The sequence below is a fragment of the Cypionkella sp. genome (genome assembly GCF_036782355.1).
Lineage (GTDB): Bacteria > Pseudomonadota > Alphaproteobacteria > Rhodobacterales > Rhodobacteraceae > Cypionkella.
Genome location: NZ_DAIPZF010000002.1, coordinates 115170 through 134791, shown reverse-complemented (window position 1 = coordinate 134791; position 19622 = coordinate 115170). Strand labels below are relative to the sequence as shown.

Annotated in this window: 19 protein-coding genes and 2 tRNA genes; 10 read left to right on the top strand and 11 right to left on the bottom strand. The window is 60.7% G+C overall.

Going from position 1 to position 19622, the window contains the following annotated elements:
• Positions 1–32: 32 nt before the first annotated feature.
• The 5 genes from V7Q10_RS01715 to tgt all read right to left on the bottom strand — a co-directional run bounded on the left by V7Q10_RS01715 (position 33) and on the right by tgt (position 4588).
• A tRNA-Val gene (locus V7Q10_RS01715) sits at positions 33–108 on the bottom strand.
• A gap of 112 nt (positions 109–220) precedes the next feature.
• A tRNA-Val gene (locus V7Q10_RS01710) sits at positions 221–295 on the bottom strand.
• A gap of 13 nt (positions 296–308) precedes the next feature.
• Entirely contained in the window at positions 309–704 is a 396-nt protein-coding gene (locus tag V7Q10_RS01705; RefSeq protein WP_333867304.1) for an HU family DNA-binding protein, read from the bottom strand.
• 142 nt (positions 705–846) lie between these two features.
• Positions 847–3255, bottom strand: a complete 2409-nt coding sequence (lon, locus tag V7Q10_RS01700) for an endopeptidase La (RefSeq protein WP_333867303.1) — start codon at positions 3253–3255, stop codon at positions 847–849.
• A 202-nt stretch (positions 3256–3457) separates the two neighbouring features.
• The gene (gene tgt / locus V7Q10_RS01695; RefSeq protein WP_333867302.1) at positions 3458–4588 is read right to left on the bottom strand and encodes a tRNA guanosine(34) transglycosylase Tgt; all 1131 of its coding nucleotides are present in this window, start codon (positions 4586–4588) and stop codon (positions 3458–3460) included.
• An 86-nt stretch (positions 4589–4674) separates the two neighbouring features.
• On the opposite strand from tgt, the gene V7Q10_RS01690 reads away from it, so the two are divergent.
• Entirely contained in the window at positions 4675–5286 is a 612-nt protein-coding gene (locus tag V7Q10_RS01690; protein ID WP_333867301.1) for a TetR/AcrR family transcriptional regulator, read from the top strand.
• On the opposite strand, the gene aroB is transcribed toward V7Q10_RS01690, so the two are convergent.
• Positions 5287–6405 (bottom strand): 3-dehydroquinate synthase, encoded by a 1119-nt coding sequence (aroB, locus tag V7Q10_RS01685; protein WP_333867300.1) that lies wholly within the window; start codon positions 6403–6405, stop codon positions 5287–5289.
• A 1-nt stretch (position 6406) separates the two neighbouring features.
• A complete protein-coding gene (locus tag V7Q10_RS01680; RefSeq protein ID WP_333867299.1) occupies positions 6407–6949 on the bottom strand; it encodes a shikimate kinase in 543 nt (180 codons plus the stop codon).
• 192 nt (positions 6950–7141) lie between these two features.
• On the opposite strand from V7Q10_RS01680, the gene V7Q10_RS01675 reads away from it, so the two are divergent.
• The 5 genes from V7Q10_RS01675 (at position 7142) to eno (ending at position 12547) form a co-directional block, all read left to right on the top strand.
• Complete coding sequence (locus tag V7Q10_RS01675; protein WP_333867298.1) at positions 7142–7276, top strand: hypothetical protein; 135 nt, start codon at positions 7142–7144, stop codon at positions 7274–7276.
• Positions 7266–8852, top strand: a complete 1587-nt coding sequence (locus tag V7Q10_RS01670; protein WP_333867297.1) for a hypothetical protein — start codon at positions 7266–7268, stop codon at positions 8850–8852. The genes V7Q10_RS01675 and V7Q10_RS01670 overlap by 11 nt, the downstream gene beginning before the upstream one ends.
• A gap of 11 nt (positions 8853–8863) precedes the next feature.
• Positions 8864–9814: a tyrosine recombinase gene (locus V7Q10_RS01665; RefSeq protein WP_333867331.1), complete on the top strand. Its 951-nt coding sequence runs from the start codon at positions 8864–8866 to the stop codon at positions 9812–9814.
• A 54-nt stretch (positions 9815–9868) separates the two neighbouring features.
• Complete coding sequence (locus V7Q10_RS01660) at positions 9869–11161, top strand: HlyC/CorC family transporter (protein ID WP_333867296.1); 1293 nt, start codon at positions 9869–9871, stop codon at positions 11159–11161.
• A 108-nt stretch (positions 11162–11269) separates the two neighbouring features.
• Entirely contained in the window at positions 11270–12547 is a 1278-nt protein-coding gene (gene eno / locus V7Q10_RS01655) for a phosphopyruvate hydratase (RefSeq protein WP_333867295.1), read from the top strand.
• 54 nt (positions 12548–12601) lie between these two features.
• Here the strand turns inward: eno and V7Q10_RS01650 are convergent, their stop codons facing one another.
• Positions 12602–13657, bottom strand: a complete 1056-nt coding sequence (locus V7Q10_RS01650) for an NAD(P)/FAD-dependent oxidoreductase (protein ID WP_333867294.1) — start codon at positions 13655–13657, stop codon at positions 12602–12604.
• Positions 13658–13715: 58 nt separating this feature from the next.
• On the opposite strand from V7Q10_RS01650, the gene V7Q10_RS01645 reads away from it, so the two are divergent.
• The 3 genes from V7Q10_RS01645 (at position 13716) to rarD (ending at position 15983) form a co-directional block, all read left to right on the top strand.
• Entirely contained in the window at positions 13716–14129 is a 414-nt protein-coding gene (locus V7Q10_RS01645; protein ID WP_333867293.1) for a cupin domain-containing protein, read from the top strand.
• Complete coding sequence (locus tag V7Q10_RS01640) at positions 14126–15013, top strand: fatty acid desaturase (protein WP_333867292.1); 888 nt, start codon at positions 14126–14128, stop codon at positions 15011–15013. The genes V7Q10_RS01645 and V7Q10_RS01640 overlap by 4 nt, the downstream gene beginning before the upstream one ends.
• Positions 15014–15086: 73 nt before the next feature.
• The gene (rarD, locus tag V7Q10_RS01635; RefSeq protein WP_333867291.1) at positions 15087–15983 is read left to right on the top strand and encodes an EamA family transporter RarD; all 897 of its coding nucleotides are present in this window, start codon (positions 15087–15089) and stop codon (positions 15981–15983) included.
• On the opposite strand, the gene V7Q10_RS01630 is transcribed toward rarD, so the two are convergent.
• A complete protein-coding gene (locus tag V7Q10_RS01630; protein WP_333867290.1) occupies positions 15980–17074 on the bottom strand; it encodes an anhydro-N-acetylmuramic acid kinase in 1095 nt (364 codons plus the stop codon). The genes rarD and V7Q10_RS01630 overlap by 4 nt on opposite strands.
• 57 nt (positions 17075–17131) lie before the next feature.
• Here V7Q10_RS01630 and tyrS point away from each other — a divergent pair, with 57 nt between their 5' ends.
• Complete coding sequence (gene tyrS, locus V7Q10_RS01625; RefSeq protein WP_333867289.1) at positions 17132–18382, top strand: tyrosine--tRNA ligase; 1251 nt, start codon at positions 17132–17134, stop codon at positions 18380–18382.
• Positions 18383–18472: 90 nt separating this feature from the next.
• On the opposite strand, the gene V7Q10_RS01620 is transcribed toward tyrS, so the two are convergent.
• Together V7Q10_RS01620 and V7Q10_RS01615 are read right to left on the bottom strand one after the other, a co-directional pair.
• The gene (locus tag V7Q10_RS01620; RefSeq protein WP_333867288.1) at positions 18473–19039 is read right to left on the bottom strand and encodes a peptidylprolyl isomerase; all 567 of its coding nucleotides are present in this window, start codon (positions 19037–19039) and stop codon (positions 18473–18475) included.
• Complete coding sequence (locus V7Q10_RS01615) at positions 19029–19538, bottom strand: peptidylprolyl isomerase (protein ID WP_333867287.1); 510 nt, start codon at positions 19536–19538, stop codon at positions 19029–19031. Before V7Q10_RS01615 ends, V7Q10_RS01620 begins: the two co-directional genes overlap by 11 nt.
• Positions 19539–19622: the final 84 nt, after the last annotated feature.

Below are 19622 nucleotides of genomic sequence, written 5' to 3'. Positions count from 1 at the left end.
GAGTCTTTGTGCGGTGATGCAGGGGGAGGAAATGGTGGGTCGTGACGGGCTCGAACCGCCGACATTCTCGGTGTAAACGAGACGCTCTACCAACTGAGCTAACAACCCGTGAGGCAGCGTTTAGCGGCTGGATTGGCGCGATGCAAGCGCACATTTGGGAAAAAATCATCGAAATGCAAAAAACAAAACGCGCCCCCGAAGGGACGCGTTTTTGCAGGACTGGTGGGAGATAAGGGATTTGAACCCCTGACATCTTCGATGTGAACGAAGCGCTCTACCACTGAGCTAATCTCCCACTGGGCGGCTGTTTAGCTGTCTTCGCTGACCTCTGCAAGGGCTTCATTCTCGCCCGAGGCCTTGTCGGATTTTCCCTGCATCCGCCGCAGTTTCAGTGTCATGATCGTGCCCTGATCTTCGGTGCGGCTGTTGACGATGCGGATTTTGCCCAGCTGCGGCAGATTAATCCCCTCCCCGGCTTCAAGCGCGCGTCCAAGCTCGGTCAGCGTCGCCTCGACAACGCTGCGCAGTTTATTTTTGGGCTGGTCAGTGGCAGCGGCCACGCGATCAAGCAGATCTTTGATCCGCAGCTGATCTGGGTTTGCCGCCTCTGCCACGTCGGCAGCGGCCAGATCGGGGTCTGGTGACACAACCGACAGCGAGGCTGTGGCTTTGCGGCTGGGTTTGGTCGAGGCTTTGGTCGCCATTTTAAGCTACTCCGATGCGCTTATACTTTGGGATAGGTTATCGCCGATTGTTTCCAAAAAATAAACTGAAATATTACCCAAATGGTTAATGAAAAAGGGGCGCGTCCCTGCGGACACGCCCCCATTCGTCTATTTGCTGCAATCAATGCGCGGTGGCGCTGGCCAAATGTGGTGCCGCGGCCGCGCGCGCGATGGCGGCAGCCTCTTCGGCAGCCTCGTCCCATTCGATCGGCTCGGGCTGGCGCACCAAGGCCTGACGCAGCACCTCGCGCACATTGCTGACCGGAATGATCTGCAAACCGGCTTTGACGTTGTCGGGAATCTCGGCCAGATCTTTTTCATTCTCTTGTGGAATGAACACAGTTTTGATGCCGCCGCGCAGGGCTGCCAGCAGTTTTTCCTTCAGCCCGCCAATCGGCAGCGCATTGCCGCGCAGCGTCACCTCGCCGGTCATGGCAATGTCTTTGCGCACCGCTATTCCGGTTATAACGGAAACAATCGACGTCACCATTGCCAGACCAGCCGATGGGCCATCCTTGGGGGTAGCGCCTTCGGGAACGTGTACGTGGATGTCCATCGTCTCGAACTTCGGCGGTTTCACCCCCAACTCGGGGCTGATCGAGCGCACGAATGACGCCGCTGCATCGATGGATTCCTTCATCACATCGCCCAATTTGCCGGTGGTCTTCATCCGCCCCTTGCCCGGCAGGCGCAGCGCTTCGATCTGCAACAGATCACCACCGACCGAGGTCCAGGCAAGGCCGGTCACAACGCCGACCTGATCGGTCTGTTCGGCAAGCCCATAGTGATAGCGTTTCACTCCCAAATAGGATTCAAGCGAATCTTCTGTGACTTCAACCACTTTCGCGGTTTTCTTCACAATTTGGGTGACCGCTTTGCGCGCCAGTTTGGCGATCTCACGTTCCAGATTCCGCACCCCCGCCTCGCGGGTATAGGTGCGGATCATTTCGGTCAAAGCGCCATCGGTGACAGAGAATTCACCCTTTTTCAGCGCATGGCCTGCGATTTGTTTCGGCACCAAATGGCCCTTGGCGATTTCGCGCTTTTCATCCTCGGTATAGCCCGACAGGCTGATGATCTCCATCCGGTCAAGCAAAGGCCCGGGCATGTTGTAAGAATTCGCCGTGGTGATGAACATCACGTTCGACAGATCGTATTCGACCTCGAGGTAGTGGTCGACAAAGGTCGAGTTTTGTTCAGGATCCAAAACCTCGAGCATGGCGCTGGCCGGATCGCCACGGAAATCTTGGCCCATCTTGTCGATTTCATCCAACAAGATCAGCGGATTGTTGGTTTTGGCCTTTTTCAGCGCCTGAATGATCTTCCCGGGCATCGAGCCGATATAGGTGCGGCGGTGGCCCCGGATTTCAGATTCGTCGCGCACCCCGCCCAGCGAGATGCGGATAAACTCGCGCCCCGTGGCCTTGGCAACCGAGCGGCCAAGCGAGGTTTTGCCAACGCCCGGAGGGCCGACAAGACACAGGATCGGGCCTTTAAGCTTGGTCGATCGCGCCTGCACCGCCAGATATTCGACGATGCGTTCTTTCACCTTTTCAAGGCCATAGTGATCTGCATCCAGCACCTTTTGCGCGGCACCTAGATCTTTTTTCACCCGGCTTGATACGCCCCAAGGCACACCCAGCAGCCAATCCAGATAGTTGCGCACAACCGTGGCTTCCGCGCTCATCGGGCTCATGGATTTCAGCTTTTTCAGCTCTGCATCGGCCTTTTCGCGCGCCTCTTTTGAAAGTTTGGTGGCCTTGATCCGCGCCTCAAGCTCGGCCAATTCATTCTGACCATCTTCGCCGTCGCCCAGTTCTTTCTGGATCGCCTTCATCTGTTCGTTCAGATAATATTCGCGCTGAGTGCGCTCCATCTGCGATTTGACGCGGGTTTTGATCTTTTTCTCGACCTGAAGCACCGACATTTCGCCCTGCATCTGGCCGTAGACTTTTTCAAGCCGTTCGGCCACGTTCAGGGTTTCCAGCAGGTCTTGCTTAAGCGCGACATCAACGCCCAGATGGCCTGCAACCAGATCGGCCAAACGCGCCGGTTCGCGAGTGTCCGAGACGGCCGAAAGCGCCTCTTCGGGGATGTTTTTCTTGATCTTGGAATAGCGTTCAAATTCATCTGCCACCGCGCGCACCATTGCGTCAGAGGCGTCTTGATCGCCAGAAACCTCGGTCAAGGCTTCGGCCTGCGCTTCAAAGAAATTTGCATTTTCGACGAATTTGGTGATTTTGACGCGGGTTTTACCCTCGACCAGCACTTTTACGGTGCCATCGGGCAATTTCAGCAGTTGCAGCACATTGGCCAACACGCCCACGGGATAGATGCCGTCAGCCGCAGGGTCATCAACCGAAGGGTCGATCTGGCTGGAGAGCAGAATTTGTTTGTCATCGGCCATCACATCTTCGAGGGCGCGCACGGATTTCTCGCGGCCCACAAAAAGCGGCACGATCATATGCGGAAACACCACGATATCGCGCAGCGGCAGAACCGGATAGCTGGTGAAGGAGGTCTGGCTCATCTGTTTGTCCTTATCTGGCAGGAAGGTTGGCCCCGTTGATCGGCAGCGTGCCTTCCCCTCTTTGGCAGTCTTATCTGGTGTCGCGATGGGCAGGAGTCAACCTGCCCTTTAGGCCAGATCATGATCCTGTGATGACGCAGGAGCAAGGGCGCAATGCGGCGGATTTAACATGAAGCCGCAGCAATGCGTTTACCATCTGGCATCAAAGCGGCTCGATATCACCCTGGGCGCGCTGCGCGTGAAAGCTGGCAACAAAGGCCGAAAGCTGCCCCGCAGCAATCGCGTCGCGCAGGCCCTGCATCAGATCTTGGTAGTAGTGCAGGTTGTGCCAGGTCAGCAGCATCGAGCCGATGATTTCTTGCGCGCGGATCACATGATGCAGATAGGCGCGCGAATAATTGCGGCAGCAGGGGCAGCTGCAAGCCTCGTCCAAGGGGCGCGGGTCATCCATATGGCGGGCGTTTTTCAGATTGACCTGACCGCGACGGGTCCAGCCCTGCGCTGTGCGCCCCGAGCGCGAGGGCAGCACGCAGTCCATCATATCAATGCCGCGCTCGACAGCGCCCACGATGTCGTCGGGCTTGCCAACACCCATCAGATAGCGCGGCTTGTCCTGCGGCAGCATCTCGGGGGCGTAATCAAGCACGCCAAACATCGCCTCTTGCCCCTCGCCCACTGCAAGGCCGCCGACGGCATAGCCATCAAAGCCGATCTCGGTCAGCGCCTTGGCTGACTGTTCGCGCAAATCGCGGGTGACACCGCCTTGTTGAATGCCAAACAGCGCATGGCCCGGACGATCGCCAAAAGCATCGCGCGAGCGTTGCGCCCAGCGCATCGACATCTGCATAGATTTCGCCACCGTGGCCTCGTCTGCCGGCAAAGCGGGGCATTCGTCAAAGCACATCACGATGTCTGAACCCAGCAGCTTTTGAATCTCCATGCTGCGTTCGGGCGACAGCATGTGTTTCGAGCCGTCAATATGCGAGGAAAACTTGACGCCCTCTTCGGTCAGCTTGCGCAACGAGGCCAGGCTCATCACCTGAAAGCCGCCTGAATCGGTCAGAATCGGGCGATCCCAGTTCATGAACTTGTGCAAGCCGCCCAGCTTGGCGATGCGCTCGGCGGTGGGGCGCAGCATCAGATGATAGGTATTGCCCAGCAAAATATCGGCCCCCGTGGCGCGCACGCTTTCGGGCATCATCGCCTTGACGGTGGCGGCGGTGCCCACGGGCATGAAGGCCGGTGTGCGGATCTCGCCGCGCGGGGTGCTGATCACGCCGGTGCGGGCGCGGCCATCTGTGGCGTGAAGCGCAAAGCTGAAGGCCTTTGGCATGGAAGCTCCTGTCTTTTGTTGCCCTTTTGCGGGATTGAGGGCAGAAAGTGAAGGGGCAAGCCATGCAGCCTTTGTGAGAGTATGTGATGTTACCAGTGAAACGCCAGATTGTGCGGCTGTCTTCTGACGATCGCAGACGCAAAATTGCCGAAGCCGCGCTCAGCTGCCTGCAAGAGGTTGGCCATTCGGGGTTGACCGCGCGCAGGGTGGCAGCGACGGCGGGGATGTCCTTGGGGCATATAACCTATCATTTCAAGGACATGGCACAGGTGCTGACCGAGGCCTTTGATTTGGCCGCGCAGAGGGTACAGGCCGCAGGCCAAGCCGCACTGGCACAAAGCGGCGGCACGGCGGCCGAGCGCTTGGATCGCTATCTGCGTGCAGGCTTTGACAGCACCTTGATGACGCCTGCGCAGTTGCGGCTGCGGGTGGATATGTGGTCAGCGGCCCTGATGCGCCCCGAGGTCGCCCAGATCGAGCGCGATCTTTACACCGCACAGCGCGCCACCATCGAAAGTTTGTTGGATCAGATGGCCGCCAATTACGCCACCGACCGCATTCCAGCCGTTGCCGATATGATTATGGCAACGCTGGATGGCCTGTGGCTGGATTGGCTGCGGCGCGGCGATGAGGCTGCCGTGCGCAACGGGCTTGACGGTTGTGTGTTGTTCGCACGGCTGCGCTTGGGCGGCAGCTGATCAGCCACGCCCGCGCAAAGCATCACGCAGCACGCCCAGCACCACATCCGAAGGCACATCGCTTGCCACAAAAGCCTCGCCAATGCCGCGCGCAAGGATAAAGCGCAGCTTGCCGTCGACGACCTTTTTGTCTTGCCCCATCAGCGCCAAAAGCGCCTCGGCATCCGGCAGATCGCCTTGGATGTCAGCCATATCCACCTTCATGCCCATGGCGCGCAGATGGGCGCGCACGCGGCTTGGTGCCTCTTGCGAACAAAGGCCCAAGCGTTGGCTGAGTTCAAACGCCAGCGCGCAGCCAATAGCCACGCCCTCGCCGTGCAGCAAGCGATCACCATAGCCCGTGGCCTTTTCCAGCGCATGGCAAAAGGTATGACCCAGATTCAGCAGCGCGCGCTCGCCCTCTTCGGTCTCATCGCGGCTGACGATGCCCGCCTTCATCTCGACCGAGCGTTTCACCGCATATTGCCGCAACGCTGCATCGCCCTTGGCCATGGTCGGCGCGTTTGTCTCAAGCCAGTCGTAAAAGGCAGCATCGCCCAAAAGGCCGTATTTAACCACCTCGCCGTAGCCTGCCAGAAAATCGCGCGGCGCAAGCGTGCCCAGCACATCAATATCGGCCAGTACAAGGCTGGGTTGGTGAAAGGCCCCGACAAGGTTCTTACCCTGCGGCGTGTTAATCCCAGTCTTGCCGCCAACCGAGCTGTCCACCTGCGCCAGCAGCGTCGTGGGGATCTGCACAAAGCGCACGCCACGCCGCAAAATCGCCGAGGCAAAGCCGATCAGATCGCCGACCACGCCGCCGCCCAAGGCCACCACCACATCGCGCCGCTCGATCTTTTGTTCAAGCAGCCATTCGGTAGCGCGCGCCAGTTGCGCCCAACCCTTCGAGCTTTCACCCGCAGGCACGGTCAGCGCGGTCATCGTGATGCCGCGCGCCTCAAGCGCCGAGGCAAGCGTCATCAGATGCAGGGCGGCCACCGTGTCATCGGTGATCACGGCCACCTTTTTGCGGTGCAACAGCGGCGCAATATGCTCTGCCGCCTGCCCCAAAAGCCCCTGACCAATGCGCACCTGATAGCTGCGTGTGCCCAGATCGACGTCGATGGTATCAAGGCTCATCTTAGGTCCTTTCCAGAACATCAGGCCGGGTCAAAAGGCTTTCGACCACACGCGCGGCCATGTCTTCAACCGTCAGATCAGCAGAGGAATCCACCGCCAGATCAGCCTCTTGGTAAAACGGCAACCGCGTCTCATATAGCGCGCGCAGGGTTTGATAAGGGTTGGCCGTGCGCAGCAAGGGCCGCGTCGATTTATGCCGCACCCGCGCCCAAAGCACATCCAGATCGGCGCGCAACCAGACCGAGACGCCAGTACTGCGGATCAGGCTGCGGTTGGTGTCGGACAAAAACGCCCCGCCCCCTGTTGACAGCACACAAGGTGCCCCGTGCAACAGCCGGTTCAGCACCTCGGTTTCGCGGGCACGAAAAAACGGCTCGCCGTCACGCTCGAAGATTTCGGCAATCGAGCGGTCCGCCGCGCGGGTGATTTCTTCGTCCGAATCAAGGAAGGGCGCGCCCAAAGCGCGTGCAAGGGCTGTTCCGACAGCGGTTTTCCCCGCCCCCATCATGCCCACCATCACAATTGTTTTCTTTAGTCCAAGCATAAAAGTCCCTGCATGCCTTGGCGTTTACCGCAAAAGGGGCGGCAGATTGCCCAAGCAAATCTTATTTCCCTGAATGGCGTGAACTTGGCGCAAATGCCATATATATTCGCACCAGACGGGAAATCCGTTGCGAGGATGAAACACCAAGACGTCACGGCGGCCTGCTGTTGGTGGCGCGAAAGGCAGTGGACTATGGGCTATGTGATCAAACTGGTGGTGGCGGTCGCGGTGCTTGGGCTGATTGGTCTGAGTGGCTATGCTTATCTGGCGGATCTGGCCCCTGTGCCTGTCGAGATGAAACTTCCTGTGGTGTTGCATGGCGAATAAACCTGCGTCGGTCTGGGCGGTACTGGCGCTTGCAGGCGTCTTGCCCACTTTTGCACAGGCCGAAGGCAAGCCGCTTTCGGTGATCGGCTGGCTGTCGCAATCGGTGGCGCTGTCCGAGCGCAAGGCGGCAAGCGATCCCGCGCGCAGCCAGGCCAATCTGCCGGCCGTGCGGGGCGAGGCCCCGGTCAGCAGTGGGGCTGTGCCTGCGGTGGTGGCGACCACGGTTTTGGGCAAGCCCTTGCTGGACGCGGTGGGGCTTTTGCCGCCCACGGTCACCGGGTTTCCGGCCAATCTGTGGGGCATCGGCAAAAGCGCCGAGATTGCCAGCCAGATCAGTCAAATCGGCGAAGACAGCCTGCCTGCGCTGCGCTCTTTGCTGGTGACGCTTTTGCTGGCCGAGGCACAAGCGCCGATTGATTCGACCGGCGGCGGTGGTTTGCTGTTGGCGCGGATCGACAAGCTATTGGCGATGGGGGCGCTGGATCAGGCGCAAGCGCTGATTGATGCGGCAGGTGCGGATGCCAATGCCGAACTGTTTCGCCGCAGCTTTGACGTTAGCCTGCTGACAGGCGATGAGAATCAGGCCTGCACCTTGCTGAAATCGGCAGCCTCGCTGTCGCCGACCCTGACGACGCGGGTGTTTTGCTTGGCGCGGCAAGGCGATTGGACCGCAGCGGCGCTGACGCTGCGCACAGCCCAAGCCTTGGGCAAAATCTCGCCCGCCGAAGACAGCCTTTTGACGCGGTTTTTAGACCCTTCGCAGTTTGACAGCGACGAGATCCCGCCTGCGCCCAAGCCGGTGACGCCGCTGGTCTGGAAGATTTACGATGCGCTTGGCCAAACCATCCCGACCTCGACCCTGCCCACGGCTTTCGCGCGCGCCGATCTGTCCGATCACGCCGGATGGAAGGCGCAGATAGAGGCTGCCGAGCGATTGGCGCGGGTGGGCGCGATCACGCCAAACGTCCTGCTGGGGCTTTACACCGACCGCGCGCCCGCGGCCTCGGGCGGGGTTTGGGACCGTGCCGATGCGTTTCAGCGGCTGGATGCGGCACTGACGCGGGGCGATCTGACGGCGGTCGAGCAGCGTCTGCCACTGGCCTATGCGCGGATGAAAGATGTCGAGCTGGAGGTGCCCTTTGCCATGCTGTTTGCCGGACGGCTGGCGCGGCTGACACTGACGGGGGATGCGGCGCGGATTTCCTATGAGCTTGGGCTTTTGTCGAATGAATACGAACGCTTGGCCAAGGCAAACCCTAATCTGACCGATGCGCGTGATCGGTTCTTGGCGGGTCTTGCGGCGGGATCTGTGCAGGGCCTGACCGCACCTGACAGCATGGCCCGCGCGATTGCGCCTGCCTTCACAGCCCCCACATTGCCCGAAGATATTGCCGAACTTGTGGCGCAAAAGCGCATCGGCGAGGCGATTGTGCAGGCGATTTTGCGGGTTGGCACCGGGCTTCAGGGCGATCTGTCAAAGGTGTCAGAAGGCATCGCCACGCTGCGGGTGCTGGGGCTAGAGGATGTCGCGCGGCGCACCGCATTACAGGTGATGCTGCTAGAGCGGCGCGGCTGATGGCGATGGCGATGGGCGGGCCTGCCACGGATGCGCTGTGGATCTCGGGGTTTTTGGCCGCCGCTGCCGCTGATCTGGGGGCCGCGCGCAACACGCAACTGGCTTACGGCCGTGATCTGTTGGATTTTCTGGGCTGGTTGGAACGGCGCGCCGCAGGGCTTGGCACCGCCAGCCGCGCCGATGTCGAAGACTATCTGATCTATTGCGAGGCGCAGGGCCTGTCCAAAGCCACCCGCGCGCGCAGACTTTCCGCGATCCGCCAGCTTTACCGCTTTGCGCTGGAAGAGGGCTGGCGCAAGGAAAACCCCGCCTTGCAGCTTAAAGGCCCGGGGGCGGCGAAATCCCTGCCCAAAACCCTAAGCCTCGCCGAGGTTGACCGGATTTTGGCGGCGGCGGCCGGGTATGGCCGCAGCCCTGCCGACCGCTTGCGCAATCGCGCGCTGTTGAACCTGCTTTATGCCACCGGCATGCGGGTCTCCGAATTGGTCACTCTGCCGTTGGCGGCGGTGCGCGGCGATCCGCAGATGATCTTGGTCAAGGGCAAGGGCGATAAGGAACGGCTGGTGCCTTTGTCCCCCCCTGCGCGCGATGCTCTGCGCGATTGGCTGGCGCATCTGGACGCCGAGGCCGAGGGCGCACGCAAAGCCGGCAAGCCTGCGTCAAAGTTCCTGTTTGCCGGACCGGGCGCCGAGGGGCATTTGACGCGGCAGCATTTCTATCTGCTGATCAAAGACATCGCGGTGGCGGGGGGGGTGTCGCCTGCTTTGGTGACACCGCACACCCTGCGCCACGCCTTTGCCACCCATCTGCTGGCAGGCGGGGCCGATCTGATGGTAATCCAGACCCTGCTGGGTCATGCCGATGTCGCCACCACCGAGATTTACACCCATGTGCTGGACGCCCAGCTTAAGGATCTGGTTTTGACGCATCATCCTTTGGCAAAGCCTGCGCGCAAGGCTTGAACCCCTGCGCCGCAGACCCCATAAACAACTGGTACTCAGCCGACACAGGACGACATGGATAGCACGCTCGATATGGCCTTTTGGCTGACTGCCGCCGGAATTTTGGGATTGATCGTTTTGTCGGGCTTTTTTTCCGGCTCGGAAACCGCGCTGACGGCGGCCTCGCGTGGCAAGCTGAAGGCGCAGGCCGACAAAGGCTCCAAAGGTGCCGATGCCGCGATGCAGGTCACCGAAGACAACGAACGCATGATCGGCGCGCTGCTGCTGGGCAACAATATCGTCAATATCCTGTCAGCCTCGCTGGCCACGGCGCTGCTGACGCGGGTGTTTGGCCATAATGGGGTGGCGGTGGCGACCTTGGTGATGACAGTTCTGATCCTGATTTTCGGCGAGGTGCTGCCGAAAACTCTTGCGATCACCTTCCCCGAGGCGGTGGCGGCACGGGTGGCGCCGGTTATTCGCGTGCTGATCTTTGTGTTCTCGCCGGTGATCACCATCGTGCGGGCCTTGGTGCGCGCGCTGCTGTTTTTGGTGGGCGTCAAGACCGACCCAAGCCGTAAGATGTTGGCGTTGCAAGAAGAAATCGTCGGCGCAATTGCCTTGGGCCATAGCGAAGGCGCGATGGAGAAAGACGCGCGCGACCGGCTTTTGGGGGCCTTGGATCTGGGCCAGCGCACGGTGGACGAGATCATGCGCCACCGCCGCCAGATCGAGATGATCGACGCAGACCTGCCGCCGGGCGATCTGATCACCAAGGTGCTGGCCTCGGCCCATACCCGCCTGCCGCTTTACCGCGACAACGAGGAAAACATTTTGGGCGTGATCCATGCCAAAGACCTGTTGCGCGAGGTGGACCGCCTGTTGCGCGGTGACGGTGGCGGGATCGAGGCGCTTGATATCGTCAAAGTCGCGATGAAGCCCTATTTCATCCCCGACACCACCAGTCTTGATGAGCAAATGCGCGAATTCCTGAAACGGCGCACGCATTTTGCCATGGTGGTCGATGAATACGGCGCGCTGCAAGGGCTGATCACGCTTGAGGATATCTTGGAAGAAATCGTCGGCGATATCACCGATGAATTCGATGTGGTGGCGCGCAATTCTGGCCCAAAGATGAGCGAGAACGGCGATTTTCTGATCGAGGGCAGCATGACCATTCGCGATTTGAACCGCGCGATGGATTGGAACCTGCCCGACACCGAAGCCAATACGCTGGCGGGCTTGGTGATCCACGAGGCCCAGACCATTCCCAACGAGGGACAGGTATTTCAGTTCCACGGCTTCCGCTTTGAGGTGATCGCACGGCAGGAAAACCGTCTGACCAAGCTGAAGCTGCGGCCAATTTAAGCGCCCTTGCCCGAATTTGCGCGCAAGGTGAAGCCAAGACTTTCCTTGCGCGCGCCCCTGCGCTATGACCGCGGCGAGAGCACCCTTTGCCCAATTGGAGGCCATTCCATGAGCACCATCATTGACATTCACGCCCGCGAAATTCTTGACAGCCGCGGCAATCCCACCGTCGAGGTGGATGTGCTGCTGGAAAGCGGTGCTATGGGCCGCGCGGCGGTGCCTTCGGGGGCCTCGACCGGCGCCCATGAGGCCAACGAGCGCCGCGACGGCGACAAGGCGCGCTATCTTGGCAAGGGCGTGCTTGAAGCAGTGGCGGCCGTGAACGGCGAGATCGCGCAAGAGATCGTTGGTTTTGACGCCACCGAACAGGTCGGCATTGACCGCACCATGATCGAATTGGACGGCACGCCGAACAAATCGCGTCTGGGGGCCAATGCGATTTTGGGCGTGTCTTTGGCGGTGGCCAAGGCTGCGGCAGAATTCACCGGCCAGCCTTTGTATCGCTATATCGGCGGCACTTCGGCGCGGATGCTGCCGGTGCCGATGATGAACATCATCAATGGCGGCGAACATGCCGACAACCCGATCGACATTCAGGAATTCATGATCATGCCGGTGGGGGCTTCGAACATCAAAGAAGCCATCCGCATGGGCTCTGAAGTGTTCCACACCCTGAAAAAAGAGCTGCAAGCCGCAGGCCATAACACCGGCATCGGCGACGAGGGCGGCTTTGCACCGAACCTCAGCTCTGCCCGCGACGCGCTTGATTTCATTCTGAAATCCATCGAAAAAGCCGGCTACAAGCCCGGTCAGGACATCTATCTTGCGCTGGATTGTGCGGCCACCGAATACTTTAAGGGCGGCAAATACGAGATGAAGGGCGAGGGCAAGTCGCTGAGCATCGAAGAGAATGTCGATTTCCTTGCAGGCCTTGCTGCCGACTATCCGATCATCTCGATCGAGGATGGCTGCTCGGAAGATGATTGGGCGGGCTGGAAGCTGTTGACCGACCGTTTGGGCGCAAAGGTGCAGCTGGTTGGCGACGATCTGTTTGTCACCAACCCGCGGCGTTTGGCCGAAGGCATTGCCGCAGGTTGCGCCAATTCGATGCTGGTCAAGGTCAACCAGATCGGCACCCTGACCGAGACCTTGCAGGCCGTCGATATGGCGCATCGCGCGCGCTATACCAATGTGATGTCGCACCGCTCGGGCGAGACCGAAGATTACACCATCGCCGATCTTTCGGTGGCCACCAACTGCGGCCAGATCAAGACCGGCTCGCTGTCGCGCTCGGACCGGTTGGCCAAGTATAACCAGCTGATCCGTATCGAGGAAATGCTGGGCGAGACCGCAGAATATGCGGGCCGCTCGATCCTGCGTGGCTGATGTTTCAAGCCTCGTTTTAGAAAGGCGCGTGCAGCTTTGCGCGCGCCTTTTGCGTTACAGCGCCCGCAACAGCCGCGCAGGCGCATAGGGCTGCCACAGCGCATCCGCCCCCTGCCCCAAGATCTGATCGGCCAAAGCCTCGGCGGCAAAGGCGGCAAGGGTGACGCCCGAATGCATCACCGCAAGGCTAAGCCCGTCGCAGGCCTGTCCCAGCACGGGCAGCGTATCGCCGGGCACCGGACGATGGCCGATCAGGGTCTGAGCAAGGCTGATTTTGCTGCCAAAAAGGTCTGATAGATTGGCAAGCGTGGTTTGCGCAGCACCTTCGGCGATGCTTTCGCTTGGGTCAGATTGATGATGCGCTGCACAGGGCGCGATCAGGCTGCCATCGGCGGTTTGGCGAATTTCCTGTTCGGGCGTGACAAGAATATGGGTGATGCGAAACGCCACGGGGTCGCTGCGCAAGATCAGGCCGGGCCGCTGCAACATCGGCAGATCAAGCCCGATGCTGTGCAAAAGCTGCGGCGTGGCCACACCTGCGGCCAGAATGGTGTGATCGGCGATCAACGGCCCGATTGCGCTTGCAACCCCGCTGACCCGCCCGCCGGTCTGGATCAGGCCTTTGGCCGCAAGCCCCGACAGAACCCGCGCGCCAGAGGCTGCAAGCAGCGCGTGGGTCAGGGCTGCGGCATCGGTGGCGCCTTCGGTGACAAAGTGCAGCGCGCGCGCGGGCGGGTGCGCAAGCGCGGGTTCCAAGGCCGCGATCTGTTCGGCTGTCACCGGATCGGCCGGATAGCCCAAAGCGGCCAGATCGGCCTGCATCTGATCAAAGCCTTGGCCCTGATCCTCCCACCACAGCGCACCTTGCCAGCGCGGCGCGGGCAGCGCCATCTCGCGTTGCAGGCGGTGATGCGCGCGCATCGCCTCGGCGCGCAGGCGGTGGTGGGCGGCATCGGCATAAAAGCTGGCGTTGATCCAGCCAAAACTGCGGCCAGAGGCAGCGCTTGCGGGGCGCGCGGCCTCGATCACCGTGACCTCGCCCCCCGCCCGCGCCAAGCGAAACGCAAGGCTTGCCCCCAACAGACCCGCACCGATGATAAGGATTTTCATGGCTTCTCCCTTTACAGCGATGCTGACATCTTGGCACAAGATGCGAAAGGGGGCCGCGATGGACGCTGACCGGATTATTGCAAAGCTGGGGCTTGCGCCGCACCCCGAGGGCGGCTGGTATCGCCAAACCTGGGTCGGGCCCGAGGTTGCGGGCCGCGCGGTGGGCACGGCGATTCACTTTCTGCTGAAGGCAGGCGAGGCAAGCCATTGGCACCGCGTTGACGCCGATGAGATTTGGCTTTGGCATGCGGGCGCCAAGCTTGAGCTGTCCTTGGGCACCGACCGCGCCGCATCGGTGCTCTTGGGGCCGGATGTGCTGGGCGGCGATCAGGTGCAGGCGGTGGTGCCGCAGGGCTGGTGGCAGGCGGCGCGCAGTTTGGGGGATTGGAGCTTGGTGTCCTGCACCGTCTCGCCCGGGTTTCGGTTTGAGGGGTTCGAGCTTGCGCCCCCTACCTTTGATTTGCCGCGATGAGACGCGATCAGGCCTTTATCGCCGCCTTGCCGATGGCGGTGAAAGCGCGGCTGATGCTGCGATCCGACCGCGAGGGGCTGCGGCATCTGCTGGGCCATGCCGGTTTGATCGCGGTTTGCGGCGCGTGGATCGGGCTTGGCCTGCCGCTGTGGTGGGCTTTGCTGCCGGTGCAGGGCGTGCTGATTGTGTTTTTGTTCACGCTGGAACATGAGGCGACGCATAAGACGCCCTTTGCCTCGGAACCGCTAAACGAGGCGGTCGGGCGGGCTTGTGGCTTTTTGCTGCTGCTGCCGTTTGAAAACTTTCGCTATTTTCATCTGGCCCATCACCGCTGGACCAATATCGAAGGCCGCGACCCCGAGCTTGCGGGGCCAAAGCCCGAAAGCTGGCGCGATTGGGCACTTCATGTCAGCGGCCTGCCCTATTGGCGCGGCCAGATCCGCCAAATCGCCGACCATGCCATGGGGCGCACGGATGCAAGCTATCTGCCCCGCAGCGCAGCGGCGCGGGTGCAGCGCGAGGCGCAAGTCATGCTGCTGGGCTACGCGGTGGTCGCGCTCAGCCTGTTGCTGACGCCGCTGCTGTTCTGGGTCTGGCTGCTGCCGATGGTTTTGGGCCAACCCGCACTGCGGCTCTATCTTTTGGCCGAACATGGCGATTGCCCAAAGGTGGCCGAGATCTTTTTGAACACCCGCACCACCACGACCACGGCGCTGATGCGGTTTTTGGCATGGAACATGCCCTATCACACCGAACATCATGTCTTTCCCGCCGTGCCGTTTTACCAATTGCCGCGCCTGCACCGCCTGATGCGGGCCGAGTTGCGGGTGACAGCCGCAGGCTACCGCGCCTTTACCGCCGCCTATCTGCGCCGCCGCCGCTAATATCGCGCGCTTGGATTGTATCGCATACAAAATTGCGGTGGCAGTACGGACGGCCGCAGGTTAGCTGTTTGGCATGAACACCACGGTAAAAAATGAAGACTCGCTGCGCGGCTTAGGCTTTGCGCTGACCGCCTATGTGCTTTGGGGCTTTTTGCCGATTTTCATGAAGGCGCTGGCGCATATCTCGCCCGCCGAGGTGATCGCGCATCGGGTGATCTGGTCGCTGCCGATTGCCGGCGTGGTGCTTTGGGCAACGGGGCGCACCGGCGATCTGATGGTGGCGCTGCGCACCCCGAAAATGCTGCTGATGGGGGCGGCGACGGCGGCGCTGATCACCATCAACTGGGGGATTTACGTCTGGGCGATCGGCGCGGGCCATGCGCTGGACGCGGCCTTGGGCTATTACATCAACCCGCTGTTTTCGGTGTTTTTGGGCGCGATGCTGCTGGGCGAAAAGCTTAGCCTGTCGCAGAAATGGGCGATTGCGCTGGCGGCCTTGGCAGTGATCGTGCTGACACTCGAGGCAGGCAAGCTGCCGCTGGTAGCGCTTGGTCTGACGATCAGCTGGGGCGCCTATGCCTATCTGAAAAAGTCGCTGCCGATTGGGCCGAACCAAGGCTTTTTCCTTGAAATTCTGATCCTTACGCCCTTTGCCTTGGGCTATATCCTTTGGGCCGAAATTACGGGAACCTCGCATTTCATCGCCGGATCAACCTTTGACACGGTGCTGCTGCTGTGCTGCGGTCTGGTCACGGCGGTGCCTTTGATGATCTATGCCAATGGTGCGAAACTGCTGCGGCTGTCGACCATCGGCATCTTGCAATACATCGCCCCGACGATGATCTTTCTGACGGCGGTTTTTGTCTTTGGCGAGCCGTTTGGCACCGCGCGGATGATTGCCTTTCCGATGATCTGGGCGGCGCTGGTGATCTATACCGCCTCGATGCTGCGCCAAGCGCGCGGGCGCTAAGGCCGGCTGATCTTACCGCCGCCAATCGCTGCCGCAACGCCCGTGGTGCTGGCGCAAGAGGTGGGCAGGCCTGCAACCACCCGCGCGGCCAAAAAGCCGAAGGCCTGCGCCTCTAACATATCGCCGTCAAAGCCTGCAGCCTCGATCGGGCGCACCGCGCAGGGCAGCCGCGCGGCAAGCTCTGCCATCAGCGCGCCATTGTGCCGCCCGCCGCCCGCAACCAAAAGCTGCGCCACTGGGGCGGGAAAAAACTGCGCAGCTTGCGCCACACAAGCCGCCGCAATCGCCGTCAGCGTCGCCGCTGCATCGGCATCAGACAGCGCTGCGGTCTTGGCATAAAAGCCTGCAAAATCATCGCGATCCAAGGATTTTGGCGGGATTTTGTGAAAATAGCCCTGCGCCAGAAACGCCTCTACCAGCGCCTGATCGACGCGGCCCGCAGCCGCCAGCGCCCCGCCCAAATCCTGCGCCAGCCCGCGCCGCCTCTGCATCAGATCGTTGATCGGCGCATTGGCAGGCCCGGTGTCAAAGGCCAGCAAAGCGCCCGCAGCTTCAGGCGCAGGCAGGCGCGGGTCGATCCAGGTGACATTGCCCACCCCGCCCAGATTTAAAATCGCAAGCGGTTGATCCGCCTGCATATACTGCGCACAAGCAAAGTGGAAAAACGGCGCAAGCGGCGCGCCCTGCCCACCCATCGCCACATCATTGCTGCGAAAGTCCCAGACCACAGACTTGCCCAAAGCCTGCGCCAAAACCGCGCCATCCCCCGCCTGATGCGTGCGCCCAGCCCCCGGATCATGCGCCAAGGTCTGGCCATGAAACCCGATCAGATCATAGCCCGAAAACCGCGACAACAGCTCTGCATGCGCGGTTTCAACCACCTCGGCCGCAGCCGCCACCCCCGACTGCCCCGGCCATTTGCCAAAACCCGCGCGCAAGGTGGCCCGCTCGGCCTCGGAATAGGCGCGATAGGCCTTGGGACCAAACTCGGCAATGCGCTGGCCATCGCAGCGCAGCATCGCCGCATCGACCCCATCCAGCGAAGTGCCCGACATTGTGCCCAGAACCCACAGATCAGCCTGCTTGCCCATATTCCCTTTAGCCCCCAGCCCCGCTATACCCATGCTACCTTAAAGCATGAGTGAGCAATGACCTACCATCCGAAATCCGAATTCATGAGCGTAATGATGACCCGTGGCTTTCTGGCCGATTGCACGGATTATCAAGCGCTTGACGAGGCTTTGGTCAAAGGGGTCGTGCCTGCTTACATCGGCTTTGACGCCACGGCAAAATCGCTGCATGTGGGCTCGCTGATCCAGATCATGATGCTGCGCTGGCTGCAAAAATGCGGCGGCAAGCCCATCGTGCTGATGGGCGGCGGCACCACCAAAGTCGGCGATCCCTCGTTTCGTGCCGAAGAACGCCCGCTGCTGACCTCGGCCCAGATCGACGCCAATATCGCCGGCATCAAGCAGGCCTTCGCGCCCTATGTGCACTTTGGCGAAGGCCCCAATGACGCGATCATGGTCAATAACGCTGAATGGCTGGATGGGCTGAACTACCTGGATTTCCTGCGCGACATCGGGCGGCATTTCTCGGTCAACCGGATGCTGTCGTTTGAATCGGTCAAATCCCGGCTCGACCGCGAGCAATCGCTGTCCTTCCTTGAATTCAACTATATGATCCTGCAAGCCTATGATTTCCTTGAAATCAACCGCCGCTATGGCTGTATCTTGCAAATGGGCGGCTCGGATCAATGGGGCAATATCATCAATGGTATTGATCTCACGCGCCGCGTGCTGGACCATGATATCTACGGGCTGACCTCGCCGCTGCTGACCACCTCTGACGGCAAGAAAATGGGCAAATCCGCCAGCGGTGCGGTTTGGCTGAACGGCGACATGCTCTCGCCCTATGAATTCTGGCAGTTCTGGCGTAACACCACCGACGCCGATGTCGGCCGCTTCCTCAAGCTTTACACCGAACTGCCGCTTGCAGACTGCGACCGCCTCGGCGCGCTGCAAGGCTCCGAGATCAACGCTGCCAAAATCATCCTCGCCAATCAGGTCACAGCCCTGCTGCACGGGCCCGAGGCCGCCACAACCGCCGAAGCCACCGCCCGCGAGGTCTTCGAGCGCGGCGGCGTCGGCGACGATCTGCCCACCGTCACCGTCTCGACCGAAGAGCTGGGCGAGGGCATCAGCATCGTGCAATTGATCCTGCGTGCAGGGCTTGCAGGCTCGGGCAAAGACGCCAAACGCCTGATCCTTGAAGGCGGCGCCAAAATGAACGACGAAATCGTCACCGACGCAGGCCTGCGCATTGGCGCGGGCCATCTGGCCGAACCGCTAAAACTCACCGTCGGCAAAAAGCGCCACGCTTTGGTGGTCTTGGCCTAAACAAAAGGGCAGGACGCACGCGCCCTTCCCCTTCATCTGTCTGAAAATATCCTGGGGGTCCGGGGGCAAAGCCCCCGGCCGCCGCAGCGATCACTCGGTCACAGTCACCTGCGCCATAAAGTCAGGCTCGCTCACCTCGCCATTACCACCGGCACCGCGCTTGATCGCGTCAATCACCTCCATGCCTTTGATCACCTTGCCAATCACCGTATATTGCCCATTCAGGAAATCCCCCGGTGCAAACATCACGAAGAACTGGCTGTTGGCAGAATCCGGATCCGCCGAGCGTGCCATCCCCACGGTGCCACGCTCAAAAGGCACGTCGGAAAACTCTGCCGCGATATTGGGCAGATCCGATCCGCCCATGCCCGCCATCGAGGTGTCGCCGCCCTTTTTGCCAAACTTCACGTCGCCGGTCTGCGCCATAAAGCCGTCGATCACGCGGTGAAACACCACGCCATCATAGCCGCCCGATTTCGCCAGTGCGACGATTTGGGCCGCGTGTTTTGGCGCGTGCAGGGTGTCAAGGTCGATCACGACCTCGCCCTTCACGCCGCCGTCCACCTCGATTACCAGGTTCGGGCCGGGGCCGTCGCCTTCGGCAAAGGCCGGAGCCGCCGCCAGCAGCAGGGCTGCCAATGCGATCTTATTGAACATCTGCAGCCACCCGCACGGTGATCATCCGATCGGGGTTTGCTGGTGGCTCGCCCTTGGTGATCTTATCGACCAAATCCATTCCCGAAATCACCCGCCCGTAAACGGTATATTGACGGTTCAAGAAGTGGTTGTCGGAAAAGTTGATGAAAAACTGGCTGTTGGCCGAGTTCGGGTTCGACGAACGCGCCGCCCCAATGGTGCCACGATCATGCGGAATGCCCGAGAATTCTTGGGTCAGATCAGGATATTCCGACCCACCGGTGCCTGCGCGACGCAGGTTAAAGTCTTTTTCCATATTGCCGTTGGCGACATCGCCGGTCTGGGCCATAAAGCCGTCGATCACGCGGTGAAAGCAAACATTGTCATAGGCCTTCTCACGCGCCAGCGTCTTCATCCGCTCGACATGCAAAGGCGCGATATCATTCAGCATCTCGATAACGACTTCGCCGTCTTTGAGGGTGATGATCACGGTGTTTTCTGGGTCTTTGATCTCGGCCATTGGGTTTATCCTTTGTGACATTTGACGCGGAAACTAGCGTTTGATGCGGATAAGGGAAAGGGCAAACAGTTGACGAAAGCCTCG